This is a genomic window from Propioniciclava soli (assembly GCF_014858005.1).
GTDB lineage: Bacteria > Actinomycetota > Actinomycetes > Propionibacteriales > Propionibacteriaceae > Propioniciclava > Propioniciclava soli.
In genome coordinates this window covers 1-25,684 of sequence record NZ_JACYOT010000005.1, presented here as the reverse complement: position 1 = coordinate 25,684, position 25,684 = coordinate 1, and the positions used below count along the sequence as shown (strand labels likewise).

The 25,684-nt window shown below is 69.2% G+C and carries 27 protein-coding genes and 2 pseudogenes; 9 read left to right on the top strand and 20 right to left on the bottom strand.

Features of this window, described 5'->3' with window-relative positions:
* Nucleotides 1–99: 99 nt before the first annotated feature.
* Nucleotides 100–1,500, bottom strand: a complete 1,401-nt coding sequence (gene lpdA, locus IFY26_RS05225) for a dihydrolipoyl dehydrogenase (protein WP_232547950.1) — start codon at nt 1,498–1,500, stop codon at nt 100–102.
* A 55-nt stretch (nt 1,501–1,555) separates the two neighbouring features.
* On the opposite strand from lpdA, the gene IFY26_RS05220 reads away from it, so the two are divergent.
* Nucleotides 1,556–3,079: a UDP-N-acetylglucosamine 1-carboxyvinyltransferase gene (locus IFY26_RS05220; RefSeq protein ID WP_232547949.1), complete on the top strand. Its 1,524-nt coding sequence runs from the start codon at nt 1,556–1,558 to the stop codon at nt 3,077–3,079.
* Nucleotides 3,080–3,116: 37 nt separating this feature from the next.
* Here IFY26_RS05220 and pdxY read toward each other — a convergent pair whose 3' ends face one another.
* A complete protein-coding gene (gene pdxY / locus IFY26_RS05215; protein WP_232547948.1) occupies nt 3,117–3,971 on the bottom strand; it encodes a pyridoxal kinase PdxY in 855 nt (284 codons plus the stop codon).
* Nucleotides 3,972–4,064: 93 nt separating this feature from the next.
* Here pdxY and IFY26_RS05210 point away from each other — a divergent pair, with 93 nt between their 5' ends.
* Genes IFY26_RS05210 through IFY26_RS05200 form a run of 3 tightly spaced genes read left to right on the top strand, consistent with a single transcriptional unit; the run spans nt 4,065 to nt 6,589 of the window.
* Nucleotides 4,065–4,859 carry a glycerophosphodiester phosphodiesterase family protein gene (locus IFY26_RS05210; RefSeq protein WP_232547947.1) on the top strand — a complete coding sequence of 265 codons (795 nt, stop codon included), beginning with the start codon at nt 4,065–4,067 and terminating at the stop codon, nt 4,857–4,859.
* The gene (locus IFY26_RS05205; RefSeq protein WP_332836151.1) at nt 4,856–6,196 is read left to right on the top strand and encodes an MFS transporter; all 1,341 of its coding nucleotides are present in this window, start codon (nt 4,856–4,858) and stop codon (nt 6,194–6,196) included. Before IFY26_RS05210 ends, IFY26_RS05205 begins: the two co-directional genes overlap by 4 nt.
* Before the next feature lie 60 nt (nt 6,197–6,256).
* Nucleotides 6,257–6,589 (top strand): RNA polymerase-binding protein RbpA, encoded by a 333-nt coding sequence (locus IFY26_RS05200; protein ID WP_232547946.1) that lies wholly within the window; start codon nt 6,257–6,259, stop codon nt 6,587–6,589.
* Between the two features lie 37 nt (nt 6,590–6,626).
* Here IFY26_RS05200 and IFY26_RS05195 read toward each other — a convergent pair whose 3' ends face one another.
* The 3 genes and pseudogenes from IFY26_RS05195 to lnt form a co-directional block, all read right to left on the bottom strand.
* Nucleotides 6,627–7,175: an FxsA family protein gene (locus tag IFY26_RS05195; RefSeq protein ID WP_232547945.1), complete on the bottom strand. Its 549-nt coding sequence runs from the start codon at nt 7,173–7,175 to the stop codon at nt 6,627–6,629.
* 107 nt (nt 7,176–7,282) lie between these two features.
* Nucleotides 7,283–8,077: pseudogene (locus IFY26_RS05190) on the bottom strand (polyprenol monophosphomannose synthase); the annotation flags it as partial.
* Between the two features lie 13 nt (nt 8,078–8,090).
* Complete coding sequence (lnt, locus tag IFY26_RS05185; RefSeq protein WP_232547944.1) at nt 8,091–9,731, bottom strand: apolipoprotein N-acyltransferase; 1,641 nt, start codon at nt 9,729–9,731, stop codon at nt 8,091–8,093.
* Between the two features lie 68 nt (nt 9,732–9,799).
* On the opposite strand from lnt, the gene IFY26_RS05180 reads away from it, so the two are divergent.
* Nucleotides 9,800–11,143: a dipeptidase gene (locus tag IFY26_RS05180; protein ID WP_232547943.1), complete on the top strand. Its 1,344-nt coding sequence runs from the start codon at nt 9,800–9,802 to the stop codon at nt 11,141–11,143.
* Between the two features lie 8 nt (nt 11,144–11,151).
* Here IFY26_RS05180 and IFY26_RS05175 read toward each other — a convergent pair whose 3' ends face one another.
* Complete coding sequence (locus IFY26_RS05175; protein WP_232547942.1) at nt 11,152–11,589, bottom strand: Lrp/AsnC family transcriptional regulator; 438 nt, start codon at nt 11,587–11,589, stop codon at nt 11,152–11,154.
* Nucleotides 11,590–11,649: 60 nt separating this feature from the next.
* On the opposite strand from IFY26_RS05175, the gene IFY26_RS05170 reads away from it, so the two are divergent.
* Nucleotides 11,650–12,546, top strand: coding sequence for a 5'-3' exonuclease (locus IFY26_RS05170; protein WP_232547941.1), 897 nt, complete (start codon nt 11,650–11,652; stop codon nt 12,544–12,546).
* 5 nt (nt 12,547–12,551) lie between these two features.
* On the opposite strand, the gene metW is transcribed toward IFY26_RS05170, so the two are convergent.
* From metW to thpR, 4 genes are read right to left on the bottom strand one after another with little or no spacing between them, the layout of a single operon-like run.
* Nucleotides 12,552–13,208, bottom strand: coding sequence for a methionine biosynthesis protein MetW (metW, locus tag IFY26_RS05165; protein WP_232547940.1), 657 nt, complete (start codon nt 13,206–13,208; stop codon nt 12,552–12,554).
* Complete coding sequence (gene metX / locus IFY26_RS05160) at nt 13,205–14,335, bottom strand: homoserine O-acetyltransferase MetX (RefSeq protein WP_232548282.1); 1,131 nt, start codon at nt 14,333–14,335, stop codon at nt 13,205–13,207. Before metX ends, metW begins: the two co-directional genes overlap by 4 nt.
* Before the next feature lie 29 nt (nt 14,336–14,364).
* On the bottom strand, nt 14,365–15,648 hold the full coding sequence (locus IFY26_RS05155) for an O-acetylhomoserine aminocarboxypropyltransferase/cysteine synthase family protein (protein ID WP_232547939.1): 1,284 nt from the start codon (nt 15,646–15,648) through the stop codon (nt 14,365–14,367).
* Nucleotides 15,645–16,253, bottom strand: a complete 609-nt coding sequence (thpR, locus tag IFY26_RS05150; protein ID WP_232547938.1) for an RNA 2',3'-cyclic phosphodiesterase — start codon at nt 16,251–16,253, stop codon at nt 15,645–15,647. Before thpR ends, IFY26_RS05155 begins: the two co-directional genes overlap by 4 nt.
* A gap of 59 nt (nt 16,254–16,312) precedes the next feature.
* Here thpR and IFY26_RS05145 point away from each other — a divergent pair, with 59 nt between their 5' ends.
* Nucleotides 16,313–16,780 (top strand): GatB/YqeY domain-containing protein, encoded by a 468-nt coding sequence (locus IFY26_RS05145; protein WP_232547937.1) that lies wholly within the window; start codon nt 16,313–16,315, stop codon nt 16,778–16,780.
* 122 nt (nt 16,781–16,902) lie between these two features.
* Here IFY26_RS05145 and IFY26_RS05140 read toward each other — a convergent pair whose 3' ends face one another.
* From IFY26_RS05140 to IFY26_RS05095, 10 genes and pseudogenes are all read right to left on the bottom strand, one after another.
* Nucleotides 16,903–17,046: a hypothetical protein gene (locus IFY26_RS05140; protein ID WP_232547936.1), complete on the bottom strand. Its 144-nt coding sequence runs from the start codon at nt 17,044–17,046 to the stop codon at nt 16,903–16,905.
* A 253-nt stretch (nt 17,047–17,299) separates the two neighbouring features.
* Nucleotides 17,300–18,448, bottom strand: coding sequence for a cytochrome P450 (locus tag IFY26_RS05135; protein WP_232547935.1), 1,149 nt, complete (start codon nt 18,446–18,448; stop codon nt 17,300–17,302).
* Nucleotides 18,445–18,729 carry a DUF2249 domain-containing protein gene (locus tag IFY26_RS05130; protein WP_232547934.1) on the bottom strand — a complete coding sequence of 95 codons (285 nt, stop codon included), beginning with the start codon at nt 18,727–18,729 and terminating at the stop codon, nt 18,445–18,447. Before IFY26_RS05130 ends, IFY26_RS05135 begins: the two co-directional genes overlap by 4 nt.
* Nucleotides 18,730–19,048: 319 nt before the next feature.
* Nucleotides 19,049–19,822, bottom strand: a complete 774-nt coding sequence (locus IFY26_RS05125) for a hypothetical protein (protein ID WP_232547933.1) — start codon at nt 19,820–19,822, stop codon at nt 19,049–19,051.
* A 421-nt stretch (nt 19,823–20,243) separates the two neighbouring features.
* Nucleotides 20,244–20,929, bottom strand: a pseudogene (locus tag IFY26_RS05120) (ISL3 family transposase).
* Nucleotides 20,890–21,138, bottom strand: coding sequence for a hypothetical protein (locus tag IFY26_RS05115; RefSeq protein ID WP_232547931.1), 249 nt, complete (start codon nt 21,136–21,138; stop codon nt 20,890–20,892). Before IFY26_RS05115 ends, IFY26_RS05120 begins: the two are co-directional and overlap by 40 nt.
* Nucleotides 21,139–21,181: 43 nt before the next feature.
* On the bottom strand, nt 21,182–21,373 hold the full coding sequence (locus IFY26_RS05110; RefSeq protein ID WP_232547930.1) for a hypothetical protein: 192 nt from the start codon (nt 21,371–21,373) through the stop codon (nt 21,182–21,184).
* A gap of 388 nt (nt 21,374–21,761) precedes the next feature.
* On the bottom strand, nt 21,762–22,694 hold the full coding sequence (locus IFY26_RS05105) for a DUF4231 domain-containing protein (RefSeq protein ID WP_232547929.1): 933 nt from the start codon (nt 22,692–22,694) through the stop codon (nt 21,762–21,764).
* Nucleotides 22,682–23,143: a TIR domain-containing protein gene (locus IFY26_RS05100; RefSeq protein WP_232547928.1), complete on the bottom strand. Its 462-nt coding sequence runs from the start codon at nt 23,141–23,143 to the stop codon at nt 22,682–22,684. Before IFY26_RS05100 ends, IFY26_RS05105 begins: the two co-directional genes overlap by 13 nt.
* On the bottom strand, nt 23,140–23,946 hold the full coding sequence (locus IFY26_RS05095) for a rubredoxin-like domain-containing protein (RefSeq protein WP_232547927.1): 807 nt from the start codon (nt 23,944–23,946) through the stop codon (nt 23,140–23,142). The genes IFY26_RS05100 and IFY26_RS05095 overlap by 4 nt, the downstream gene beginning before the upstream one ends.
* 68 nt (nt 23,947–24,014) lie before the next feature.
* Between IFY26_RS05095 and IFY26_RS05090 the strand changes: the two genes are divergently transcribed.
* Together IFY26_RS05090 and IFY26_RS05085 are read left to right on the top strand one after the other, a co-directional pair.
* The gene (locus IFY26_RS05090) at nt 24,015–24,635 is read left to right on the top strand and encodes a dTMP kinase (protein WP_232547926.1); all 621 of its coding nucleotides are present in this window, start codon (nt 24,015–24,017) and stop codon (nt 24,633–24,635) included.
* 6 nt (nt 24,636–24,641) lie between these two features.
* Nucleotides 24,642–25,631, top strand: coding sequence for a thymidylate synthase (locus IFY26_RS05085; protein ID WP_332836150.1), 990 nt, complete (start codon nt 24,642–24,644; stop codon nt 25,629–25,631).
* Nucleotides 25,632–25,684: the final 53 nt, after the last annotated feature.

The window sequence follows — 25,684 nt, the reverse complement described above, 5'->3', positions numbered from 1 at the left end:
CCACACGTGGTCTCCTGCCCGCCGGGCCGGGCCGCATCTGTCGACCGACCCTGCCAGCGCAGCTGCGCTGTGGTGCGCGAGTCGGTCGCGGCCCCATCCTCAGAAGTTGATCATGTGCCCGCCGACGCCCTCGGCGGCCTCCTTGATGGCCTCCGAGAGGGTGGGGTGGGCGTGGATCGTCCGGCCGACCTCGTCGGCGGTGAGATCCCACATCTGGGCCAGGATCAGCTCGGGCAGCAACTCGGTCACGTCCGGCCCGATCATGTGGGCGCCGAGAATCTCGTTGTGCTCGGCGTCCGCCACGATCTTGACGAACCCGACGCCGTCGCCCAGGCCCCAGGCCTTGCCGTTCGCCGAGAACGGGAACTTGCCGACCTTGACGTTGAAGCCCTTCTCCTTCGCCTGGGCCTCGGTGTAGCCGAACGAGCCGATCTGGGGCTGGCAGTAGGTGGCGCGCGGGATCATGTCGTAGTTGATCGGCAGCGTCTCGGCGCCGGCGATCGTCTCGGCCGCGACGACGCCCTGCGCCTCGGCCGTGTGGGCCAGCATGAGCTTGCCGGTGCAGTCGCCAATGGCGTAGATGCCGTCGACGTTGGTGCGCATGAAGTCGTCGATCTCGATGAGGCCGCGCTCGGACACCGTCACGCCCGTGTTCTCCAGGCCGTAGCCCTCCAGCCGCGGGCTGAAACCCATCGCCTGCATCATCTTGTCGGCCTCGAGGATCGTCGAGTCGCCGCCCTTGGCGGGCGTCACCGTGACGCGGACGCCCGAGCCGGTGTCGACCACCGAGGTGACGGCCGTGGAGGTCAGGACCTTGATGCCGAGCTTCTTGTAGGCCTTCGCGAGTTCCTTGCTGATCTCCGGATCCTCGTTCGGCACCAACCGGTCGAGGTACTCCACGATCGTCACCTCGACGCCGTAGTTGTTGAGGATGTACGCGAACTCCGTACCGATCGCCCCCGACCCGCCGATGATGATCGACTTCGGCAGGTTGTCGGTGAGGATCTGCTCCTTGTAGGTGATCACGTTCTCGCTCAGCTCGGTGCCGCGCAGCAGCTTCGTGGTGGCGCCGACGGCGAGGATGGCGTTGTCGAACGTCACCGTCTGCGTCGACCCGTCCTCGGCGGCGACCTCGATCGTCTTCGCGTCGGTGAAGGTGCCCCACCCGCTGAACTCGGTGATCTTGTTCTTCTTCATGAGGAAGTGGACGCCCTTCACCATGCGCCCGGAAACGTCCCGGCTGCGGGAGAAGGCCTTCCCGTAGTCCAGGCTGATGTCACCACCGATGCCGAACTTGTCGGCCTCACGGGTCACGACGTGGGCGAGCTCCGCGTTGCGCAACAGGGACTTCGCCGGGATGCAGCCGACGTTGAGGCAGACACCGCCCCAGTACTCCTTCTCGATGATGGCGACCTTCTTGCCCAACTGGGAGGCCCGGATTGCGGCCACGTAACCACCGGGGCCGGCGCCGAGCACGACAACGTCGAAGTGAGAGCTCATGGCCCCAACTCTAGAGCACCGACCGACGCGCGGGTGTCGAGTAGGCTGGCTCCTCGTGACCCAGAACACACCCGCCAGCGTGGGCCGCCTGATCCGCGACGCCCGCCTCCAGCGTGGCCTCTCCCCCGAGCAGGTTGCCTCGGCCCTGGAGGTCGAGCCCACGGTCGTCCGCGACATCGAGCACGGCACGCAGGACCTCGACGTGAGCGGCATCGCCCGCATCGCGGACGTTCTGCAGGATCCGGCGCTCGCCCCCGTGGGGCGCACCATGCACCTGCGCGTCAAGGGTCCGACCAAGCTGTCGGGCAGCATCGACGTGCGCAGCTCGAAGAACGCCGCCGTCGCGTTGCTGTGCGCCTCCCTGCTCAACAAGGGCCTGACGGTGCTCGAGGGCATCGCCCGCATCGAGGAGGTCAACCGTATTCTCGAGGTGCTGGAGAGCATCGGCGTCCAGGTGACCTGGTCCGACGACCGCAGCGAGCTCGAGCTGGTTCGCCCCGAGGTGCTCGACCTCGGCGGCATGGACGTCGACGCCGCCCGCCGCACCCGCAGCGTCATCATGTTCCTCGGCCCGCTGCTCCACATGCTGCCCGACTTCCAGCTGCCCTACGCCGGCGGCTGCAACCTGGGGGCACGGACCGTGACGCCCCACCTGCAGGCGCTGCAGTACTTCGGGCTCGACGTGAAGGCCACCGACGGCTGGTACCACGCTCACGTCCGCGAGCCCGCCGAGGGCGTCCGCCACATCACGCTCACCGAGCGGGGCGACACCGTCACCGAGAACGTGCTCATGGCCGCCGCGCTCTACCCGGGCGAGACCGTGATCCGCAACGCCTCGCCGAACTACATGGTGCAGGATGTCTGCTTCTTCCTGGAGAGCCTGGGCGTCGCGATCGAGGGCATCGGCTCGACGACCCTGCGCATCCGCGGCGTGGAGCGCATCGAGGCCGACGTCCGCGTCGCGCCGTCCGAGGATCCCATCGAGGCCATGAGCCTCATCACCGCCGCGGTGGTCACCAAGTCGATGGTGACCGTGCGACGGGCGCCGATCGAGTTCCTTGAGATCGAACTCGCGATCCTGGCCGACATGGGCCTACGGTTTGACCTGAGCGAGGAATACCCGGCGGCCAACGGGCGCACGCGGCTGGTGGACATCACGGTGTACCCGAGCGACCTGGTCGCGGCGCAGGACAAGATCCACCCGATGCCGTTCCCGGGGTTGAACATCGACAACCTGCCCTTCTTCGCGGTGATCGCCGCGGAGGCGCAGGGGCGGACGCTGATCCACGACTGGGTCTACGAGAACCGCGCGATCCACCTGCTCGATCTGAACAAGCTCGGCGCCCAGACGCAGCTCCTCGACCCGCACCGCCTCGTCGTCGACGGGCCCACCCGCTGGCGCAGCCAGGAGCTGGTCTGCCCGCCCGCCCTGCGGCCGGCGGTGTGCCTGTTGCTGGCGAGCCTCGCGGCGCGCGGCGTCACCGTGCTGCGCGACGTCTACGTCATCAACCGTGGTTATGAGGACCTGGCCAACCGGCTCACCAAGCTGGGAGCCGACGTCCAGGTCTTCTTCGACTGAGCCCGGCCCGTCCCTCCGCTGCGCGCTCCCGGCGTGCTCAGCGCAGCCGGGAGACCTCGAAGCCGAAGCGCGGGGCGACCAGGTCCTCCTGCGCGGCCACGAGGGCCAGCTCCCGCTGGTCGAGGTCGGTGGTGCGCTCCAGCACCGAGTAGACGATGTCGGCGGTCTGGCCCACGGCCTGCTCGGGTGAGCCCGTCTCGAGCAGCGCGGCGAGGAACATCGCTGCGGTCAGGTCGCCCGAGCCGGTGAACGTGCGGCCCAGCAGCGGCGTGGTGACCGACCAGGCACCGGCGTCCGTGACCGCCACCATCATCACCGTGTCGGGGTCGGCGCCGTCCACCACCACCGAGGTGACGAGCACGACGTCCGGCCCGGCCGCGCGCAGGGCGTCCGCCGCCTCGAGCACCTCGGGCAGGGTCGTGGCGTCGCGACCGGTGAGGAAGTTCAGTTCGAAGTGGTTCGGCGTCAGCACATCGGCCGCCGCGACGACGTGGTCGCGCACGAACTCCGGAATGCCGGGCAGCACGTACATGCCGCGCCCGACGTCACCCATCACGGGGTCGCAGCAGTAGATCGCCGCCGGGTTGGCCTGCTTCACCCGCTCCACGACGCGCAGGATCTCCGCCCCCATGGCCGGCGCGCCCTGGTAGCCCGTGAGCACGGCGTCCACCCGGCCGAGCACGCCCAGCTCGTCGATGCCCTCGACGACCTCGTGGACGTCTTCTGGCCGCAGCAACGGGCCGCGCTTGGACGGGTAGGAGGTGTTGTTCGAGAAGTGCACCGTCAACACCGGCCACACCTCACACCCCACCCGCATCAGGGGGAACGTCGCGGCGCTGTTGCCGACGTGGCCATAGGCCACGCTGGACTGGATCGAGAGAATCGTGGTCACGGTGGGCCATTCTGCCCCGGCACGGGCCGCGACGCACGCGTGTCGAACCCGCCGTTCACCCCAGCGTCAGTCGCGCTCCCTATGCTGACCCCCATGGTTGCGCGCCGGGCGGACGACTTCGCCTACTTCGAGGGACGCTTTGTTGCCCTGGCCCACCGTGGCGGCGTCACCGACGACGCGCCCGCCGAGGTCGAGAACAGCCTGCGCGGGTTCGCGGCGGCGTGGGCGGCGGGCTTCCGGTACCTCGAGACCGACGTGCACGTGACCGGCGACGGCGTGCTGGTCGCGTTCCACGACGAGGTGCTCGACCGGGTGACGGACGCCGCCGGCCGGCTCGCCGACCTGCCGTGGGCCGAGGTGGCGCGCGCCCGGATCGGTGGGCAGGAGCCGATCCCCCGGCTCGACGAACTCATGGACGCCCTCCCGGGCGCCCGCTTCAACATCGACCTCAAGGCCAGCGGGGCCGTCGACGCCCTCGTGGCGACGCTGGACCGGCTGGGCGCCCACGACCGGGTGTGCGTGGGCAGCTTCGGTCAGGCGCGCATCGAGCGCTTCCGGCGGCTCACGCAGGGCCGGGTCGCCACCGCGGCGTCCCCGGTCGAGTCGGCCGTCTTCGGGCTGGCGCCGGGGTTGCGCCGGGTCTGGCCGCTGCGCGGGCAGGTGTTCCAGATTCCCGAGCACCACCCGCAGACCGGCCTGCGGCTCCTCAGCCCGGGGATGATCGCGGACGCCCACCACCGCGGCGCCCAGGTGCACGTGTGGACCGTCAACGACAGGCCCACCATGGAACGGCTCATCGACGCCGGCGTCGACGGCCTGGTCAGCGACGACCTGGTGACGCTGCGCTCCGTCCTGATCGACCGCGACCTCTGGGAGGGCCAGCCGTGACCGAGATCGCACCCGAGGGCTCGGCGCTCGCGGTCACCAAGCAGGTCCCCCGGCGCTCGGTGGTGGCCTGGGCGATGTGGGACTGGGGCACCCAGCCCCTCAACACCGTCATCATCACCTTCGTCTTCAGCGTCTACATCACCAGCGCCGCCTTCGGCGACCGCAACGTCACCTCCCTCGCGCTGGCCGTGTCCACGGCCTTGGCCGGCCTCGTGGTCGCCGTCATCGCCCCGGTGCTGGGGCAGAACTCCGACCGCACGGGCCGCACCGTGCGCAACCTGCGCTGGCAGACGTGGGTCATCGCCGCCCTGGCGGCTGCCCTGTTCTTCGTGCGCCCCGATCCCACCTTCCTGTGGCTGGGGCTGGGCATCCTCGCGGTGGCGTCCATCGTCGGCGAGATCGCGAACGTGAACTACTACGCCCTCATCGACGAGGTCTCGACCAAGCAGAACGTGGGGCGGGTCTCCGGGTTCGGCTGGGGGCTGGGCTATCTCGGCGGCATCGTGGCCCTCCTCGCGCTCAACTTCGGGTTCATCGCCCCCGAGGTCGGCCTGTTCGGGGTGTCGAGCACCGACGGGCTCGACATCCGCGCGTCCATGGTGGTCTGCGGCATGTGGATCGCGGTGTTCACGCTCCCCACCTTTCTCACCCTGCGCGACCGGCCGAAACCGGCGCCGCCGCGCGTCGGCGTCGCCCAGTCCTACGTACTGCTGTTCCGCTCCCTGGTGGACCTCTGGCGCCAGAGCCCGCACACGGTGTTCTTCCTCGCCGCCTCCGCACTGTTCCGCGACGGCCTGTCTGGGGTGTTCGCCTTCGGGGCCGTGATTGCGGCAGGCACGTTCGGGTTCGAGCCGGGCGACGTCATCATCTTCGGCGCGCTCGCCAACGTCATCGCCGGGGTCTCCACGATCGCGTTCGGGGTCGTGGACGACCGGATCGGCCCCAAGAAGGTCATCCTGTTCTCCCTGACGGCGCTGGTGGCCCTGGGGCTCGGGATCTTCTTCCTCCACGACCGCGGCCAGATCGTCTTCTGGACCCTGGGCATGGCGATGACGGCGTTCGTGGGGCCGGCGCAGGCGGCGTCTCGCTCCTACCTGGCGCGGCTGATCCCCGAGGGCAAGTCCGGCGAGATCTTCGGGCTCTACGCCACCACCGGCCGCGCCATCTCGTTCCTGGCGCCCACCTTCTTCGCCCTGGCGATCCTGCTCGGTGCCTGGGTCACGGGTGAGGAGAACACGCAGTACTGGGGCATCCTCGGCATCGTCGTGGTGCTGCTGGCCGGCCTGCTCGTGCTGATCCCCGTGCGGGAGCCCGCCGACATCGTTCCGGGCGGCTGACCCACCACCGGGAACATTGCGGTGGCCCGGTAGCGTTGAGGTGCGAACGAAGGAGGACGCATGCCAGACAAGACACTCCGGGGCCAGGGCCTCGGTGGCAAGAGCTTGGCCGACTCGGCCGGCGTCGAACTCGCCGCCCGGCAGGACGTCGCATTCATCTGCCCCAATGACCATGAGTTCAGCCTGACCTTCGCCGCCGAGGCAGAGCTCCCCACCCTGTGGGAGTGCCCCCGCTGCGGCACCGAGGCACGCCGGGCCGACGGGGTCGAGCCCGAGGTGAAGGAGGGCAAGGCCCCCCGCACCCACTGGGACATGCTGCGCGAGCGGCGCTCGATCGAGGAGCTGGAGGGCATCCTCGCCGAACGGCTCCAGGAGATCCGCACCCAGGACTGAACGATGCCGGCCCTCCTGGCTCCCGCTCAGTCCCGGGTCAGGGCTCGATCTCGCCGCGGATGACGGTGGGGTCGTCGGGGCGGGGCCGATGCGTCCGGTCGTCGGCCGCGGTCGCCCCGCCGCCGTTGCCCGTCGACTCGCCGCTGACCGTCTGGCCCGGCACCACGGTGTCGGGTCGCAGGTGGAGGTCGATGAGGTCGGCGCGGTCGCGGTAGGGGCGCGTCAGTTGCCCCACCAGCGCCTGGACGCCGCGCCGCGCGATCGCCCGGGTGAATGGCACGAGGCACATCAGGCCGAGCACGTCACTGATCAGGCCGGGCAGCAGCAGCAGCAAGCCGCCCAGCATCACCAAGAAGGTGTCGGTGACCCGCTGGCCGATCTGGTCGGGTTCCGGCGGAGCCTGGAGGAGCGACGCGAACGTCCGGACGCCCTCGCGGCGGAACAGCAGCACCCCGACGACGGCGCTGATGACGAGCACGAGCAGCGTCCACCCGGCCCCGATCGTGTCGGCCAGCCACCACAGCACCGCGATCTCGAGCACCGCCCCGCCCAGCAGGGCGGCCACGACCAGCCAGAACCGGCTCATGGCCGATCCTCCGGGCGCTGGGCCGGGACGGTCGGGTCCGGTCGGGCGTCGCGGTGACGTGCCGCACCGAGGGCGGCGCCGGCCGAGCGGGCGAGGGAGCCCGCGACCCGCCTCGCCGTCTCACCCGCACGTTGGGCGCGCCGACCCAGCTCGGTCGCCAGGGCACGGGCCTGCCGCCCGCGGTGTTCCACACCCAGCCGGGTGGTGGAGCGCATCGCCTCCTTCACCACCGCGCCGCTCATCTTGGACGCGCCGCGCTGGCGCTCGCGAAACTCGATGGGCACCTCGACGATGGTCTTGCCGAGCCGGTGGGCGTGCCACGTGAGGTCGCGCTGGATGCCGTAGCCGTGCTGGTCGATCCGTTCGCTGAGGACGGCGCGCAGGGTGTCGGCGTGGAAGGCGTTGAACCCGCCCGTGATGTCCTTCACCGGCACGCCGAGCATCAGGCGGGTGTAGATGCTGCCGCCGCGGGACAGCAGCTCCCGGTGCAATGCCCAGTCGACGACGCGGCCGCCGCGGACCCAGCGGCTGCCCTTCACCATGTCGGCGTGGTGGAGGGCCGCGAGCACACGCGGCAACTGCTCCGGTTGGTGGCTGCCGTCGGCGTCGAACTCGACCAGGACGTCGTAGCCCGCCTCCAGGCCCCAGGCGAACCCGGCGAGGTAGGCGGCGCCGAGGCCCTCCTTGCCCGCGCGGTGCAGCACGTGGATGTGGTCGTCGGACGCGGCCAGGGCGTCGGCGCGGCGACCCGTGCCGTCCGGGGAGTTGTCGTCCACGACCAGGATGTGCACCTCGGGGGTGGCCTGCCGCAGGCGCGTGGTGATCATGTCGAGGTTGTCGATCTCGTTGTACGTCGGGATGATCACCAGGATGCGGCCGAGTGACGCGTCGGCGTCCGGCATGGGGTTGTTCTCCTCACTCGCCTGCGTCGTGCGCCGGCGTGCGTTCCATTCTTCCACCGTGGTGCCCGGTTCCACCGCTCCGCGCCAACCCGCCGCGCCGTGGGGCCTTGGTCGCCACCAATCCGAGCGCCAGCGCCACCGCCGCGGTCAGCACGACGAGGGCCTCGGGCAGGCGACCCAGCACCATGGCCGGGGTCTGGGCCCGGGCCAGGGGCATGGTCTCGACGCCGAAGGCGCCGACGGACTCGGGCACCACGGTGAGGACCTCCCCGTGCGTGCCGATGCGGCCCGAGACGCCCGACGTCGTGACGACGAGGACGTCGCTGCGCATCTCGGCGGCGCGCACCCGGGTGGCGGCGAACTGCTGGTCGATCTGGGTGGTGCCCTGGTACATCGCGTTGCTGCTCTGGACGATGAAGACCTCAGCGCCCGCCCGGGCCGCCTCGTACAGCGTCTGGGGAAAGATCACCTCGTAACAGATGGCGACGCCGACGTCGACGCTCCGCCCGTCCGGCAGGCTCACCGGCAACACACCGGGCTCCGTGCCGGGCACCGACTGGTTTCCCACGTAGCGCAACTCGGGCACCAGGGGCAGCAGCAGCGAGCGGAACGGGATCCACTCCCCGAACGGCACCAGGTTGCGCTTGGCGTAGCTCGCCTCGACGCCGTCGGCGTCCCACCACAACGCGACGGTCTGGCGTTCCTCGCGCTCGGGGTCCTCGTAGATGGAGCCGACCAGGATCGGGACGCCGGCGTCCGCCACCGCCTGCTCCACGAGCCACCGGGTGGTGGCGTCCGCGCGCGGATCCATGTCCGTGGAGTTCTCGGGCCACACGACGAAGTCCGGGGCCGGGAACTGCCCGGCCGCGACGGCGTTCATGAGGCCCGCGGTCTGGGTGGCCTGGTTGGTCGTGATCGTGCGGGCGGGGCCCAGCCCGTAGACGCCCCCACCGGGCGCGCCGCCCTGCACCCAACCGACCTCGACCGTGCCGGCACCGGAGCGGGGCGCGTCCCAGCGCGTGCCAAGCCAGCCCACACCCAGCAGGACCACCACGACCACCGCGGTGACGCCGAGCGGCCGGCGGCGGCCGGCGCGGAGGCGTCCGGCCACCACCGACTCGGCCACCCACGCCAGCAGGTGCCCGATGAGGGCGACGAGGAAGGACACGAAGGCCGCCCCGACGAACGGGTAGAAACCCGCGAGCGGGCCGTCCACCTGGGAGTAGCCCAGCCGCATCCAGGCGAAGCCGTCGAACGGGAACACCGAGAGCACCCACTCGCCGAACCCCCAGCCCGCCGCGCCCCAGACGGGGGCCCCCGGGAGACGTCGGGTGACGCGGATGACGCCCGCGATCCCGGCGTAGACGGCGGCGGTGGCAAGGGTGAGCCCGGTGTAGGAGAGAAGGAGGATCGAGGTCTGCCACAGCAGCGACGTGCCCATGAAGGCCAGGCCAAAGGCGTAGCCGAGCGCGATGGCCGTTCCCAGGCGGCGGGCACGTCCGACGACCACGGCGAGCGCGGCGACCGCGACGAAGGCGAGTGGCCACCAGCCGAACGGGGCGAAGGCCAGGGTGGCCAGCAGTCCCCCGCCGATCGCGCCGGGGAGCAGCAACCAGGTGGGGAGCGGCTCCTTCACCGGGCGGGACACGATCACGCGCTCAGGTTACCCGCGGCTGCGGGCCGTCTGGGCACACGCGCCCGCCAGGGGGTAGCGTCGCCGGGGTGAATGACCTGCGCCGCACCGTGTCCGACCTGCTCCCCGGCGTCCTCGCCGACCTCACCGACCTCGTCGCCATCCGCTCGGTCAGTTCGCTGCCCGCGCACCACGGGGACGTGTCCGCCAGCGCGGACGCGGTCGCCGGCCTCCTGCGCGGGGCCGGCTGCCCCGACGTCCGGATCGTTGCCGAGGGCGGCCAGCCCGCGGTGATCGGCCGCTGGCCGGCTCCCGAGGGCGCGCCGACGGTGTGTCTGTACGCCCACCACGACGTCCAGCCCACCGGTGACCCGGACGCCTGGACGTCGCCCCCGTTCGAGGTCACCGAGCGCGGCGGACGCCTGCACGCCCGCGGCGTCGTGGACGACAAGGCGGGCGTGGCCGTGCACCTCGCGGCGCTGCGCGCGTTTGGCGGCACGCCGCCGGTCGGCGTCACCGTCTTCGTCGAGGGCGAGGAGGAGGTCGGCTCCCCCACGCTCGCGGCGATCCTCGAACGCCACCGCGACCTGCTCGCCGCCGACGTCTACGTCATCTGCGACTCGGCCAACTGGGCGGTCGGGACGCCCGCGTTCACCACCACGCTGCGCGGGCTGGCCGACCTTGTGGTCGAGGTGTCGACGCTCGACCACGCGCTGCACTCCGGCCAGTATGGGGGCGTCGCGCCGGACGCCCTCACCGCGCTGGTGCGCCTGCTCGCGACCCTGCACGACGACGCCGGGGACGTCGCGGTGGCCGGCCTGGTGCGCGACGACGGCTTCCCCCTGGAGCACGACGCCGACCGCCTGCGCGCGGAGGCCGGAGTGCTCGACGGGGTGGAGCTCCTCGGTACCGGCCCGCTCGCCGACCGTCTGTGGACCCGGCCGGCCATCACCGTGCTCGCCGTCGACGCGCCGAGCGTGGCGCAGGCGTCCAACACGCTCACCGCGACGGCGCGGGCCAAGATCAGCGTGCGGCTCGCGCCGGGCCAAAACGGGCCGGCCGCGCTCACCGCGCTCAAGGACCATCTCACCGCCCACGCCCCGTGGGGCGCCCGGCTGACCTTCGGTGCCGAGCACTACGGGCACGGGTCGCAGATCCCACTGGAGGGGCCGGTGGCGGACGCCGCGGTCGCCGCGTTCACCCAGGCGTGGGGCACCGACCCGGTGCAGATGGGGCAGGGCGGGTCGATCCCGATGGTGGCCGACTTCCAGCGCACCTTCCCGGACGCGACCGTGCTGGTGACCGGTGTGTGCGACCCCGACTCCCGGATGCACGGCATCGACGAGTCGCTCGACCTGGGCGACTTCGGCAAGGCCTGCCTGGCCGAGGCGCTGCTGTTGGCCGAGCTGGGCGCTGCGGTCGGGCGGGGGTGACGAGCGGGTCAGACCAACGGACGATCGGCGTAGGGCACCGACAGCACCAGCGTCGTCTCGGTCGAGACGCTCGCGGCTTGGCCGACCTCCTGCAGGAGCCGCTCGAGGTCCTTCGGCGACTCCACCTGCACCTTCAGCAGGTAGCTGTAGCGCCCCGCCACCGAGTAGCAGGAGACGATGCCCTCGATCGGGGCGAGCTTGGCAGGGATGTCCTCGTCGTCACCGGGGTTCGGCACGCGCAGGGACACGAACGCGGTGAGCATCCTGTCGAGCGCTTCGGCGTCCACCACCGCCCGGTAGCCGGTGATGACGCCGCGCTGCTCCAGCCGGCGGACCCGCTGCTGCGCGGCGGACGTGGACAGCCCCGTGGCCTTGCCGATGTCGGTGAACGACATCCGTCCGTCGCGGGCCAGCAACGAGAGAATCTGCTGATCCGTGCTCTCCATGGACGTCATCGTTTCACATCGTGCGCCGATCGGGGCAGGTGCTCTGCCACACTGGCCGGTGTGACCGCGCCCCGCACACTTCTGCTCGACACCGCGTCGTTGTATTTTCGGGCCTATCACGGCCTGCCGGACGCCCTCACCGCGGCCGACGGGCGACCCGTCAATGCGGTGCGGGGGCTGCTCGACTTCCTGGCCCGCTTCATCACCGAGTACGCCCCCCAGCGCCTGGCCTGCTGCTGGGATGACGACTGGCGGCCCGCCTGGCGGGTCGACCTCGTCCCGACCTACAAGGCGCACCGCGTGGCCCACGGCCACGTCGAGGAGGTGCCGGAGGCCCTCACCGGGCAGGTGCCGCTCATCCGCGCGGTGTTGGACGCCCTCGGCCTACCCGTGGTGGGCGCCCCCGACCACGAGGCCGACGACGTGATCGCGACGCTGGCCACGGGCGCCCCCGGCCCGGTCGACGTGGTGACCGGCGACCGTGACCTCTTCCAGCTCGTGTCGGACGGCGAGGGCGTCCGGGTGCTGTACGTGGCGCGCGGCGTGGCGAAGCACGAGCGCGTCGACGACGCGTGGCTGGCCGCGAAGTACGGCATCTCCGGCGCCGGCTACGTCGACTTCGCCGTGATGCGGGGGGATCCTTCGGACGGACTGCCGGGCGTCAAGGGCATCGGGGAGAAGACGGCCGCGCAGCTCATCGCCAAGTACGGCGACCTGGACGGGATCGTGGCCCACGCCGGGTCGCTCTCCCCCGCCGTGTCCCGGGCGCTGACGGCCGCGATCGACTACCTCGGCCCGGCACGCCAGGTCGTCGGCGCCGTCCGCGACCTCGACCTCGGGACGCCCGACCTCACCCTGCCCACCGCGCCGGCTCGGCCGAGTGAGTTCGCCGAGCTCAGCGAGCTGCTGAATCTGGGCGGCAGCGCACGACGCATCCTGGAGGCCATGGCCCGCTGAGGCCGTCAGGCGCGCGTCCGGCCGGCATCGATCGGGCACAACACGTACACGGCAGCGCCGGCGGCCCAGTTCGACAGACGGCCGTACATCCGCAGGCGGCGTCCGGTCTCGGTGTAGGTGAAGCGCCGCTCGATGCGCAGGCCGAGGCGGTCGAAGAGATCCTCCAGGTCGGCCAACGTGGTGAAGCGCAGGTTGGGCGTCTCGTACCAGGAGTACGGGATCTCCTTGCTCATGGGCATGCGGCCCAGCAGCAACCGGAAGCGGTTGCGGTAGTAGCCGAAGTTCGGCACCGACACCACGAGGCGCTCCCCCACCCGCGCCATGCCCGCGAGCACCGTGGCCGGCTGCAACATGGTCTGCAGGGTGCGGGAGAGAACGACGACGTCGTAGGACCGGTCGGCGAGGTCGTCCAGCACGCTCGTGATGTCGCGTTCGATCACCGGGACGCCGCGGCGGATGGCCCCGAGCACGGCGTCGGGATCGATCTCGACGCCCGTGCCCGTGCAGTCCTTGGCGTCCATCAGGCTGCGGAGCAGGTCGCCCTGCCCGCACCCCAGGTCGAGCACGCGCGAGCCCGCCGCGATCTGGTCGGAGACGAGCGCCAAGTCGGGGCGCAGGGACGCGGGGCGGGCCGCACCGCGCCGCGGAGAGGGTGCGCTCACGTGCCCACCTCCAGCGCCCGATCCAGGAACGCGCGCAACGTCGCGTGGTACACCGGGTCGGCCAACAGGAACGAGTCGTGGCCGAACGCCGAGCTGATCTCGCGGAACGTCACCGGCAGGCGCGCCTGCTCCAGGCGGCGGGTGATGCGCAGGGCGTGGTCGGTCGAGAACCGCCAGTCGGAGTCGAAGGACAGCACGAGGTGGTTCACCGGGCGCTGTTCGACGGCGGCGAGGGCGTCCGGGCGGGCGAAGGGGTCGAAGTAGTCCATGACGCGGGTGAGGTAGAGGTAGCTCAGCGCGTCGAACCGCTCCAGGAACGTGGTGCCCTGGTGGTCGAGGTAGCTCTCCACGGCGAAGTCGATCCCGAACCCCCGCCGCCGCGTCTCGAACTGCGACGTGCGGCCGAACTTGGCGGTGAAGGCGTCCTCGGAGAGGTAGGTGATGTGCGCCATCATGCGGGCGATCGCCAGGCCCACGGCCGGCATCGTGCCCTCCGCGGCGTACTGCCCGTCGCGGAATTGTCGGTCGGACATGATCGCCCGCCGGGCCACTGCGGAGAACGCGATGTTCTGCGCCGTCAACCGGCTGGACGCCGCGACGATGAGCGCGTTCGCCAGATCCTCGGGGTGGTCGAGGGACCACTGCAGCGCTTGCATGCCGCCCAGCGAACCGCCGAGCACGGCGAGCAGGCGCTCGATGCCCAGGTGGGCGAGCAGGGCGCGGTGCACGGTGACGAAGTCAGCGACCTCGAGCAGCGGGAAGTCCAGACCGTAGGCGCGGCCCGTCTCCGGATGGGGCGACGACGGGCCGGTGGTGCCCTGGCAGCCGCCCAGCAGGTTGGCGCACACGACGAAGAAGCGATCGGTGTCGAGCGGACGCCCCGGCCCGATCAGGTTGTCCCACCACCCCGGGTGCCGGTCGCCGGCGTGCCAGCCGGCGGCGTGGGCGTCCCCGGTCAGGGCGTGGCAGATGAACACCGCGTTGCTGCGGTCGGCGTTCAACCGGCCGTAGGTCTCGTAGGCGACGTCGACGGGGCCCAGGGTGGCGCCGCTGACCAGCACCAGGGGCTGCGCGGCGGTGAAGAGCCGCACCGTCTCCGTCTCCACGAGGCCGACGGAGCCGGCCATCACGTCGGCGGTGGGGGTCACGGGGCTCGTCACGCAGACAGCGCCTGATCCAGATCGGCGATCAGGTCGTCGGCGTTCTCGATGCCGATGCTCAGCCGGACGCCCTCGGGCGCCACCCCGGCGTCCACGAGCTCGGACTCGGTGAGCTGCGAGTGCGTCGTCGTCGCGTTGTGGATCGCCAGGCTCTTGGCGTCGCCGATGTTGGCGAGGTGGCTGAACAGCCCGAGGCTCTCGATGAACCGGGAGCCGCCCTCGCGGCCGGTCTTCAGCCCGAAGCTCACCAGCCCGCCGTAGCCGCGCCCCTCGAGCACCCGGTTCGCCACGTCGTGGTAGCGGTCCTCGGCCAGGCCGGGGTATTGCACCCACGCCACGCGCTCGTCGGCGGCGAGGTACTCGGCGATGGCCAGCGCGTTGCTGCTGTGCCGCTCCATGCGCAGGTGCAGGGTCTCGGTGCCGAGCAGGGTGAGGAAGGCGTTCATCGGCGCGATGGCGGCGCCGGTGTTGCGGAGCATCACGGTGCGGGCGCGGGTGATGTAGGCGGCCGGGCCGGCGGCGTCCGTCCACACGGTCTCGTGGTAGGCGTGGTCGGGCCCCGTCAGCTGGGGGAAGCGCTCGGCGTGCGCCGCCCAGTCGAACCTGCCGCTGTCGACGATGACCCCGCCCATCGACGTGCCGTTGCCCGACATGTACTTGGTGGTGGCGTGCACGGCGATGTCGGCCCCGTGGTCGAGCACCCGGCAGAGATACGGCGTGGGCACCGTGTTGTCCACCACCAGCGGCAGCCCGAGGGCGTGCGCGGCGTCCGCCCAGGCGGGCACGTCGAGTACGTTGAGCGCCGGGTTGCCGATCGACTCGACGAAGACGAGCCGCGTCCGGTCGTCGACGTGCTCGGCCAGCGCGTCGGGGTCGTCGGGATCCACGAACCGCGTCTGGACGCCGAACTGCGGCAGCGTGTGCGCGAAGAGGGCGTACGTGCCGCCATACAGCTTGGCCGAGGCGACGATGTTGTCGCCGGCCCCGGCCAGCGTCAGCACCGCGTAGGTGATCGCCGCGGCACCTGAGGCGGTGGCCAGCGACGTCAGGCCCCCCTCCAAGGCGGTCACGCGCGCCTCGAGCACGCCCTGGGTGGGGTTCATGATGCGGGTGTAGATGTTGCCCGGCGTGCGCAGGGCGAACAGGTCGGCGGCGTGCTGGGTGTCGTCGAAGACGTAGCTCGTCGTCTGGTAGATCGGCACCGCCCGCGCGTTCGTCGCGGGGTCGGCGTGCTCCTGGCCCGCGTGGACTGCCAGGGTCTCGAACCGGCGTTCGCTCATCGTGGCTCCTCGGTGCTGGTGGTGTCGGCCCTCAGGCTAGTGGTATCGGCTGGCGGCAGGGTGAAGCGTTCCACGACCTCGTAGCGGTTGGCCCGATCAGCGAGGTGGGATTCGATGAGCACCAGTTCGTCGGCCACCCAGCCGTCGGCGTCGAAGGTGTCGAACACCGCGCGGAGCCGCCGCAGGTCGGCGTGCCGGGTGCCCCGCGCCAGGGTCAGGTGCGGCACGAAGTTCGTGCCGTCGGTGCGGACACCGGCGTGTTCGGCCGCGTTGCGGCAGCGGACGGCCAGCGCGGCGAGGGCGTCCGCTCCCCGGGTCAGGCCCAGCCACAGGTGGCGTGCCGCCTCGGGCGGGCCGAAGGTGCCGCCCCCGCCGAGCCGGATCGCGAACGCCGGCGTGCGGGCAGCCGCGGCTGCCAGGCCCTCCACCAACCGGTCGTGGTGCCGGGCGTCGACGTCGGCCATGAAGGCGGTGGTCAGGTGCCAGGTGTCGGGCCGCGTCCAGCGCAACTGCGGGACGGCCTCGCGCCTCGGGCGGCAGAAGGCGTCGAGCTCCTCGACGAGCTCGGGCGGCGGAAGGACCGCGGTGAACAGGCGTGCTCCCATGCCCACGGACTCTACGGCGGGCCTGTGACAGAATCGAACGCGACGAAAGGACGAGACGCATGGGAACCCTCGAGGACACGTTGCACGGCGACATGGTCGCGGCCATGAAGGCCCGCGACGGGGAGCGCACGACCACGCTGCGGATGGCGATCGCGGCGATCAAGAACGAGAAGGTGGCGGGCAAGCAGGCGCGCGAGCTGAGCGAGCAGGAGGAGATCGCGGTGCTGCAGCGTGAGGTGCGGACGCGGCGCGACTCGGCGCAGGCCTACACCGACGGCGGCCGCCCGGAGCTCGCCGAGAAGGAACTCACCGAGGCCGAGTTGCTGGCCGTGTACCTGCCCGCCTCGCTGAGCGACGACGAGCTGGATGCGCTGGTGGCCGAGGAGGTCGCGGCCGCGGAGGCGACGCTGGGCGAGAAGCCCGGCATGCGCCAGATGGGTCAGGTGATCAAGGCCGTCAACGCGCGCGCCGCGGGCCGGGCGGAGGGCTCGGCGGTGGCCGCCAAGGTGAAGGCCGCGTTGCAGTGAGCGGCGGCTGACGCTCCGTGACCCGGCAGCGTCAGCGGTTGACCCCGGACACGAAAGAGCCGCGCCGGTCAGGCGGTGCACCAGGGCATCACCTGACCGGCGCGGCGGTCGTCGGGGTGGCGTCAGGCCGCAGCGTGCTGCAGCACGGGCCGGGTGGCCGCGCACCAGGAGCACCAGGCGAAGGTCTCGCCGGTGCGGACGGCCAGGGTGTGGCCGCAGGTGAGCGGGGTCTCGGTGAGGCGCCAGTGCGCCGTGTTCGTGATCATGCGTGCTTTCCTTCTTCTTTCCTCAGCCCGGGGTGAGCCGGACAGTGCAATGTGGCCCCCGGACGCCGGCATGCGGCGTGGCGCCACGAACGGCGCAGGTGACCATGTCTCTGGTTCGTGCGGACGGGGCCGTGCAGTGCACCCAGCTGTGGGCTGTGCTGCGGCTCCCGCGCCGACCGTGGTGGTCGGCGACAATGATTCATGGTACACGGCCGCCCAAATCCTGGCGGGAGCGTGATGGGGCGGGTGCGGTTCAGCCGAGCAGCACGGGAACCCGGGCCCAGCCGCCGAGGGGTGCGACCTCGCGCTCGGGCTCCTCGCCGGGCGCCGCGGTGATCCACGTCGTGGCGGCGAGAGCTTCCTGCACGGCGATGCGGAGTTCCATGGTGGCCAGGGGACGCCCCGGGCACACGTGCGGGCCGGTGCCGTACACCAGGTTCGCCGCGGCATGGCCGTGGGGATCGCATCGATCAGCGTCGCCGAACACCTCAGCGTCGCGGTTGGCGGACGTCCAGTGCAGTTTGACGTGTGCGCCCTCGGGAATGTCGGCGCCGCCGATGTGGACCGGGCAGGTCGTGACCCGACGGTTCGACACGAACGGATCGTCGATGCGCAGCACCTCGTCGATGACGGCGTCCAGCTCGGCGTCCGACACGCCCGCACGCAGCCGGCGTTGCTCGTCCGGATGGGTCGTCAGGAACGCGAACAGGACGCCCACGCACAACGCGATCGAACCCAGGTCTCCCCCGGTCCAGTTGCGCAGCACGGAGACGATCTCGTCGTCGGTGAACGGGCGCCCGTCGACGGTGTCGCGCATCAGCCGCGCGGTGACGTCGTCGCCGAGCACGCCGTCGCCGGCACGCCGGGGCTGGAGCACCGAGCGGATGATCGCGTCGAAGTCGGACGCCACCACCGCCGTCCGCGACCGGTCACCCGACCGCGTCGCCGCATGGTTCTCCGCCATCCAAGTCAACAGGTGCGGCTCGATCTCGGCGGGCCACCCCAGCCAGGCGCTCTGGGCACGGACGGCGAACGTGGCGCCGATGTCGTTCACCGCGTCCACCGCCGTTCCACGCGCGAGGCGTGCGAACAGGGCCCGGGCGATGCCACGGAACGCGGGCTCGAAGGGCGGCAGCTCCTCTGCGTCGAAGTAGCGGTCGAGCGTTCGCCGGGCCGCACGGTGGGCGTCCCCGTCGAGACCGTTCGGCACGTGGACGTGCTGGGAGACGCCGCTGGCGAAGCGCTCGGGGTCCTGCGCCACGGCGACCACGTCCTCGTGGCGCAGCAGCACCCACTCGCCCCGCGCGTTGCGAACCATCCGGTGATCGGGGCGGAGTTCGTCGGTGTAGGCGCGCAGGTCACGCCCGGCAGGGTCGAGATCTTCCGGAATGTGGTCGTTCACTGGACGCGCGCGAGCTTGAGCGTCCAGGCCTCCGGGCCCTCGTCCAGGTAGGAGACCTCGATGGCTTCACCGTGGGCCTCCCTCACCTGCGCCAACAGGGGCAGGGGGTTGTGCGGGGCAACCAGAGCGAGAGCCTTCCCCGGCGCGAGGGACGCGACCGCCCCAAGAATGGCCGCATGCCGGAGAGCATGCGGAATCACCCGGGCATCGAGGACGGGCAACTCCTCGTCGTGGTCGCCGCATCCGCAGCTGACCTTCTCGATGATGGGCAGGTCGGTCATGGTGTCTCCTCGATCTGGGTTCGGCGGGCAGGCTGCGTCCGGCGCTGCAAACTGCCCACGCGCTATTTTCACACATCTACGTGTAACTAATCCACCTCAAGCCCGTCCCGGAAGCGACTCGCTACGCCGTGTCGCGATGGCCAGCAGGCAGACGCCTCACCGGCATCTCCTCACCCACCGTCCGAGAACTCGACTCTGCGGTCGCGGCGATCGAACAAGCGGTCACCCAAGCCGCCTACGGGCCTCGTCTCCTGGTGGGCCGACAGGCCGCCGCGTTTTACGCGGCGGCGTTGCCGTTGTGCCGCTGGGTTCAAGTGATTCAGCTGGGCCGGATCGGTACGGCTACTGCACCGGATGGCTGTGTCGCGCCCTCGGCGCGTACTCGCGCCATCTCGGAGCGAGCTTTGCGGCTGTGGTCGGACTCCAACGCACTCATCCAACCGATCATCGACAGCGGCAGGGAGATGGCCGCGAGGGCGATCGCCAGGATCGTCGCGCAGAGCCCGTAACCACCGCGATACGCCACGGCCGCCACGGGCCAGAACAGCATCTTGGTCAGCTCATCGAGTCCGTGACGGTTCGCGATGAGGTGCAGCACACCGAAGACAAGCAGCCCTGCGATCGTCCAGCCTGCCGCCGCCACAGCCGTGTCTGCCCAGCGCTGGAGCGTCGAGATGATGTCGCCTTGCTGCGCCGCGATGAGCAACAGAATCCAGATTGTGGATGCCGCCGGTGAGCCAATCAGGCGTAGGGGCTCATAGCTGAACGTCTGATTGTCGTCGTGACGACCCAGCCAGAGCGGGACGATCACCATGCCAGCCACGAGCAACAGGACAGCAGACAATGCGACCGACTGCACCGTCGGACTACTCCCGGCCAGCACCGGCGGTGCGTTCGTGCTCAACCAGTTCGCGACGGGGGTGATCCCAAGCCCGTGAGCGACCGCCGCGAGGGAGTCCGACGGTCGATTCCCGCCGGCAAGCGCGGTCACCACGAGTGCTGCTGAGATTCCCGTGACGAGTTGATACAGCATGACTCGGTTCTCTCGCCAGTTCTTGATCGTCTCCGGGATCGCTCTGATCGCTCCCAGCATGTCTTCCTCCGTCCGCTCCCGCATGCCTCCACGATCGCACCCGGCACTGACATTTCTCTGGCCGATCGCGCGCACCCTACCCACAGACCATCTCAGGAGGGAACCGCGATGCCCCCGCTTCGAGCCCTCTCGCCAATGCCTCTCGTCCGAATTCGGAGAAGACGACGTTCAGTGGAGGCTCGCAAGGTCAGCAGGAGCATCCCTCATCACCTTGTCACCGCTGACCCCCACGGGCTCCGCCACCGTGCGGCACCCAGATTGGGTCCGCGCATGAGATTCCGAGGCGGGCCGGGGTTGACCGGGTCAAGGGCGCTCAGCCGCACCTTCGAACCCACTTGCGGCGTGCTATGAACCGAATCCACCCGCCGCAGATGTCTGGGCGCCCTTGCGATTCCTCGATAGCACCACAATGCGGCTCTTCTTACTTGAGGTGGGGGCTGGATAGGCCGCCGGCGATCAGGAGCATGTGTAGCCGGTAGTTGTTGCGGTTGCGGAAGCCGCGGGTGATGCGGCGGTGGAGCTCGATGAGGCCGTTGACGACTCCGGTGCCGCCGTTGCTGGCGCGGTCAGTGTCGAGGTAGGCCAGGAACGCTTCACGCCACTGCTTCAGCGTCCGGCCGAGGCAGCCATCTCGGGCACGGGGCAGGTCGGGAAGGAGTCGATGACCTTCTCGGCGATCGTGCGGCCCTCGGCTGTGCGCTCGTGCCGGTAAGCCGACCGGAGCTGCTGCGCGCAGGACCAGGCCAGCCACACCGGAAGGTGTCGCTCGTCGGCGTCGAAGGCGGTCTGCAGCCGTGCCCACTGCCGGTCGGTGACATTCTCCGCGCCGGCTCGCAGCGTGGTGCGGATGCCGTAGAGCGGATCGTTGTTGCGGCCGCGGTGGCCGTGGATCTCCTGGACGCGGCGCCGGCAGCGGTCGACCGCGTCGGTGCCGAGCTTGACGACGTGGAAGGCGTCCAGCACAGCGGTGGCGTCCTCCAGCTGGTCGTCGAATGCGTTCTTGTAGCCGTTGAAGGGGTCGAGGGTGGCCACCTGCACTCGGGAGCGGAACGCGTCGCCGCGGGCGTTCAGCCAGTCGGCGTAGGCCTTCCCCGACCGTCCCGGCACCAGGTCCAGCAGCCGGGCCCTGACACGTCCGTCGGAGTCACGGTGAGGTCAACCATGCCGGTCAGCTCCTTGCGGCCCCGGCCGCCCTCGGTCTCGGGCTTGGTGGAGACGTAATGCCAGATGTGCTCGTCCACGCCGAGGGAGGTGACGCCGGCGAAGTGGGTCTCGTCGGCGGCCATCGCCTCCAGCAGGGGGCGGATCGACCGCACACCGTGCGCCAGCTCGTGCCCAGCTGGCGGCGATCCCGGCGACCTAGGCCTGCTCGCGGCGCAGCTGCCAGACCGCCCACCAGGCCGCCCGGGTGGTCAGCAGCGCGCGCGGCGGGGCCAGGTCGGCGTGCTGCTCGGTGAACGCTTTGCCGGTGCACGCGTCCTCCGCGCAGCGCCAGGTCCGCTTGCGCCACACCAGGCGGACCGGGCGGCCGAAGCAGTGCACGTCGATCAAGGCAACGTCGCGGCGACCGCGGCTGCCGACGAGAACCCCGCAGGCAGGTCAGGCGGCCCATCGGCACCGGCGTCGACTCGACCACCACCTTCATCCGGCCGGGCTGCTCGGCGACCTCCAGGACTTGGAACCCGTCCAGGCCGACGAGCAGATCGCAGCGGTCCCAGTACGAGGGATCAGCGGATGGATCGGGACGAGAGCGCGCGCGAGAACACGCCGTAAGCTCGGACGCCGTCGAGGCCTTCCGGAACGGGTGGCTTGGTCGCTCCCGATCTTGAAAGGCCTCGACCCCTTCCCGGCCTCAGCTCACACGAACGAGTCCCTCACACCCACCGCAGGTACGAAGAGCCCACAATGCCCGGACCTCATGTTGCGACCGAAGTCTCGATCAAGCCCTGCTTATGTGGGGAGGCGGCAACGGCTCCTCGCCGCGGGTTGCCAGCCACATTGTGTGCTCCCGACTGATCGCTTCCTCAGCATCCGCCACCGCTTGCGGCCAGTCCTCAGCGCTCACCCCGCGGAGAACATCTGCTTGAACGGCCAGTTCACCTGCCGCCACCCTGTACGCAGAGGTCAGTTGGGAGTGTTGCTTGATCGCCAGCCAGGCGGCTCCTCCTGCAACGAACGCAGCGACGATGCCGGCGAAGTCGAACGGCTCGTCGCGACCTAGGGAAAGAGCAGCAGCTACGATTGCCAACAACTCACCAAGAAGAAGAACATAACGCCACGCCGTAGCACGGACCTCGTTCTTCCGGGCGTTGGACGAGTACCAGGCGCGCTGTTCTTCTGTCCTTTGCTCGAGATAAGCGTCTCTGCGTTCGGAGAATGGAGACCGACGGAGATCGAGCATGCTCTCTGTGAGCACCGCATCGCCAGGACCCACGTTGATTCGGTCCTTGCCACGATGCAAGACTTCGCTGACTCGGGTTCGAAGCAGTGCCTCAGCGTCTTGTTCAGTGAGAGTCGGACCGAAGGGCTCTCCCTGGACGGCGAACCGCCATGCGAGCGTCTTGGTGGACTCTGCGACCGCGCGTCCGGCGTACCAGTCACGTTCGGGCTGAAACCGGATCAGAGCTAATTCGGCTAGTGCGGCTACTACGAACGCGAGAAGCACTACAAGGCCAGAGAAGTCGCAACTTCCGATGGCAATGCCCAGCGCCGCGGCGAGCGTTGCGATTAGAAGCGCAACTAGCCGGGAGGCGCTTAGTCGGACGTACGCTGTTTGTCCGCGCCCTGACGCTTCGCTTGCCGCATCGTGGATAACGGGCAACGTGATTTTCCCTGGCCCGCGGGAGTTGTTGTGACTGCTCATCGCGTGCATGTACTCATCGTGTTGGTGGGCATCGACCTGCCGCGGCTCGTCGCTGCGATCGCTCGCTCGATGCCATCGTCAAACTGATTGACATCTGCTGGAGTGTTCCAGTCGAGAATTTCAGCGCCGTACTCTGTCAACCCTTCGGGGACTGGGGCGTCGGGATCGATACGAATCCCAATGATGCCCTTTCCCTGTTCCTTACTCCACTGGAGCTCTTTCTCAACCCACTCACTTTGGGAGGTATCTTTTCCAATGAGAACGACTGTCGCCGATGACCCTTTGATCCGCTCCTTGATTTTTCGGCTGATGTAATCCGCGTCCTGGCTCTTCACCGGATCGAGCAGGTGCCGTCCCGTGAAGTCAACGTTGACGTTCTTGTTGTACGTCATCAGGTTCAAGCCACGGGCTTTCATCTGATCGGCATGCTGGTAACTGATAAAGACTCGACGGGTCATGCGCCCTCCTCGGTGGGAGCGAGCGTTGCCATCTGCTTGCACAACGGACACTTCTTCAGCAGTGCGCCGCTGTTGATGACATATCCGCACTCTCGGCATCGCCACTTGCGGTTCCTGGAACTGTTGGGCACCTTCGAGAGCTCAGCGTCTGTCTGGTAGTATTCGGGGGCATCTTCCCAGCAAAATCCAGCCTCCCGCCCCCACGACGGATACGCGTAGCCCGATCGAGCCCGCGCGAACGCTTCGACTCGCTCGACTTCTCCCAAGTATTCGGCCGTGCGGTCAGGGCGCTCGTCGCATATCCGGCGAAGAGACGCCACAGTCTCAACATCGATCGGTTTCATCGTGCGGAACTGCGGAGAACAGATCGCTGCTAACGGCTCTGGCAGATCGCTCGCGAGGATGGGGTCTATGAAGTGCAAGTTGTCGGCAGCGAGGGCGTAGTCACGGTTAACCGCACCCTGGGTGCCTTCCGTGTACCAGCCAACGTGGTAGTACCCGGAGATCACTCTCCCCTGGTGCGGCTTGCGTGTCGTGAGGAAGAAGATGGTGGCCGCGCCATCGAGAACGATCCGATTTCGCATGGACGGCTCGCAGGTGGAGAACAGGCCGTATGTTCCGGTCTCGATGTTTGGATCGCTCTTGTTATCCGCACGTCGGGTGATCTCGCGAACTGGCCATCGGGCAAGGGGCTCAGAGAAGTAGACAGACAGGTAGCCGCGGCCGGCATCGGGGAGCTCGCGCCACGGCTCGCCGAGGCGACGCGCCGCTGCACCTCCCTCGTGAGCCCGCTTCTGTCGCATAGCTTGATGCTCGGGCTGACCGCTAACACATCCCGGGAGCCACGCTGGGCGGAGCGAAGGAGCTGGTGATGGCCAAGACTGATCTCACCATCCGCCGCGGTGCGGTCATCGTGTTCGAGGGCCTCGATCAGACTGGTAAGTCGACTCAGTTGAACCGCCTCCGTGGCTCGCTCGACGAGAAGTCCACGGTGTTCGCTCACATGCCAAGCGGCTTCACTATGTTCACCGAACGTGTGTACAGAGCACTGGAGGGCGAGACCCCTGACGAGAAGCCCACGTCAGGCCTCGCCCAGCAGCTAGCGCACCTCGCGTGCCATGCGGAGTCCGTGCCCGATCTCAAGCGAGCTGCGGAGACGCGATCTTTGATCCTGGATCGTTGGTGGTGGTCCACCCTCGCTTACGGCTGGTGCGGCGGATCAGTGAAGCAGTCAGGACTCCCTGAAACGAGCTTCAAGGAACTCATCGACACGATCTGGTCACCAATCAAGCCGTCTATCGTGTTCGTTTTTCTCGAACCCCACCATCTCGACCCGAACAACGTTCCGGGCGTACAGGACGGCTATCGAGCACTCTTGAACGAATACTCCAAGTCCACGGTTGTCGTCCCGAAAGCGAACGAAGAAGAGACACACTCGTTTGTAACTCAGACGCTTCTGAATCGCGGACTTGCTCGAGTTGAGAATCAATGAGGCGCGGTGGCCGTCTATCGAGATGTGGAGCAGGCATTCTTAGCCGAGTTGGATGCCGTTGTTGACTCTGGAGACCCGGTTGAGGTCCGCGGAGAGCGGACCCGGGAGCTGCGGGCGCGACTCATCGAGGTGTCTGACATTCGGTCTCGCCACGTTGTACTCCCCCACCGAAACAATAACGTTTTTGCCTCGATAGCGGAGAGCATGTGGGTGCTGGCAGGCCGAAACGACTTGAGCTTTCTCACCGCCTATCTAGAGCGCGCGGTCGACTTTTCGGATGATGGCCTTACATGGCGCGCTGGGTACGGCCTCCGTCTCCGAAATTGGAACGGCGTGGATCAACTCGCGGAGATTATGAAAATTCTCCGGAAAGATCCGCTCTCGCGCCGTGCCGTCGCGAGCATCTACGATCCCGATCGCGACTTCGTCGAGAGTCGAGATATCCCATGCAACAACTGGCTTCACTTCCTTATGAGGGATGGGCATCTCGACCTCCACGTGGCCGCCCGCAGCACTGACATTTGGTGGGGATTCTCAGGCATCAACGCCTTCGAGTGGACACTACTGCTTGAAGTGATGTCGCGGTGGCTCCAATGCATGCCTGGGCGACTGGTCATTTTTAGCTCTTCCCTACATCTCTACGAGCGCCACTTCAACCGGGCTTCACGACTTCTCGCCAATCAACCGAGCCCGGCGGCGTCCGGAGCGACACAGGCGCCGCAATTCGACACAGATTGGGAGGACGCCTCCGCGGCGTGGACCGAGTGGTTGCGACTGGAGGCCAGCATCCGCTCTGGCCAAGACCTCTCGGCGCTCGACTGCAACCTCACCGACCCGCTCCTGCTCGCATACATTCGAATGATCGATCTATATTGGGCCGCGCAAAGTGGAGCCGAACCTGGGGTCCTAGGCGACAAGCTGGCTGAACTTGGAGACAGCCGGCTCGCCGCCGCCGCGCGCGAATATCTCCAACGACCTCAACGGTTGCAGCACTGAGCCCGACGCGCTAAAAGGGCTCATCACAGTTGAGGGTGTAGCGGCGAGGTGAG

Coding starts and splice junctions, on each gene's coding strand:
- lpdA (WP_232547950.1), bottom strand. CDS start 1,500: ATGAGCTCTCACTTCGACGTTGTCGTGCTCGGCGCCGGCCCCGGTGGT.
- IFY26_RS05210 (WP_232547947.1), top strand. CDS start 4,065: ATGGTTGCGCGCCGGGCGGACGACTTCGCCTACTTCGAGGGACGCTTT.
- IFY26_RS05200 (WP_232547946.1), top strand. CDS start 6,257: ATGCCAGACAAGACACTCCGGGGCCAGGGCCTCGGTGGCAAGAGCTTG.
- IFY26_RS05195 (WP_232547945.1), bottom strand. CDS start 7,175: ATGAGCCGGTTCTGGCTGGTCGTGGCCGCCCTGCTGGGCGGGGCGGTG.
- IFY26_RS05175 (WP_232547942.1), bottom strand. CDS start 11,589: ATGGAGAGCACGGATCAGCAGATTCTCTCGTTGCTGGCCCGCGACGGA.
- metX (WP_232548282.1), bottom strand. CDS start 14,335: ATGGCCGGCTCCGTCGGCCTCGTGGAGACGGAGACGGTGCGGCTCTTC.
- IFY26_RS05155 (WP_232547939.1), bottom strand. CDS start 15,648: ATGAGCGAACGCCGGTTCGAGACCCTGGCAGTCCACGCGGGCCAGGAG.
- thpR (WP_232547938.1), bottom strand. CDS start 16,253: ATGGGAGCACGCCTGTTCACCGCGGTCCTTCCGCCGCCCGAGCTCGTC.
- IFY26_RS05145 (WP_232547937.1), top strand. CDS start 16,313: ATGGGAACCCTCGAGGACACGTTGCACGGCGACATGGTCGCGGCCATG.
- IFY26_RS05140 (WP_232547936.1), bottom strand. CDS start 17,046: ATGATCACGAACACGGCGCACTGGCGCCTCACCGAGACCCCGCTCACC.
- IFY26_RS05130 (WP_232547934.1), bottom strand. CDS start 18,729: ATGACCGACCTGCCCATCATCGAGAAGGTCAGCTGCGGATGCGGCGAC.
- IFY26_RS05125 (WP_232547933.1), bottom strand. CDS start 19,822: ATGCTGGGAGCGATCAGAGCGATCCCGGAGACGATCAAGAACTGGCGA.
- IFY26_RS05105 (WP_232547929.1), bottom strand. CDS start 22,694: ATGCACGCGATGAGCAGTCACAACAACTCCCGCGGGCCAGGGAAAATC.
- IFY26_RS05100 (WP_232547928.1), bottom strand. CDS start 23,143: ATGACCCGTCGAGTCTTTATCAGTTACCAGCATGCCGATCAGATGAAA.
- IFY26_RS05095 (WP_232547927.1), bottom strand. CDS start 23,946: ATGCGACAGAAGCGGGCTCACGAGGGAGGTGCAGCGGCGCGTCGCCTC.
- IFY26_RS05090 (WP_232547926.1), top strand. CDS start 24,015: ATGGCCAAGACTGATCTCACCATCCGCCGCGGTGCGGTCATCGTGTTC.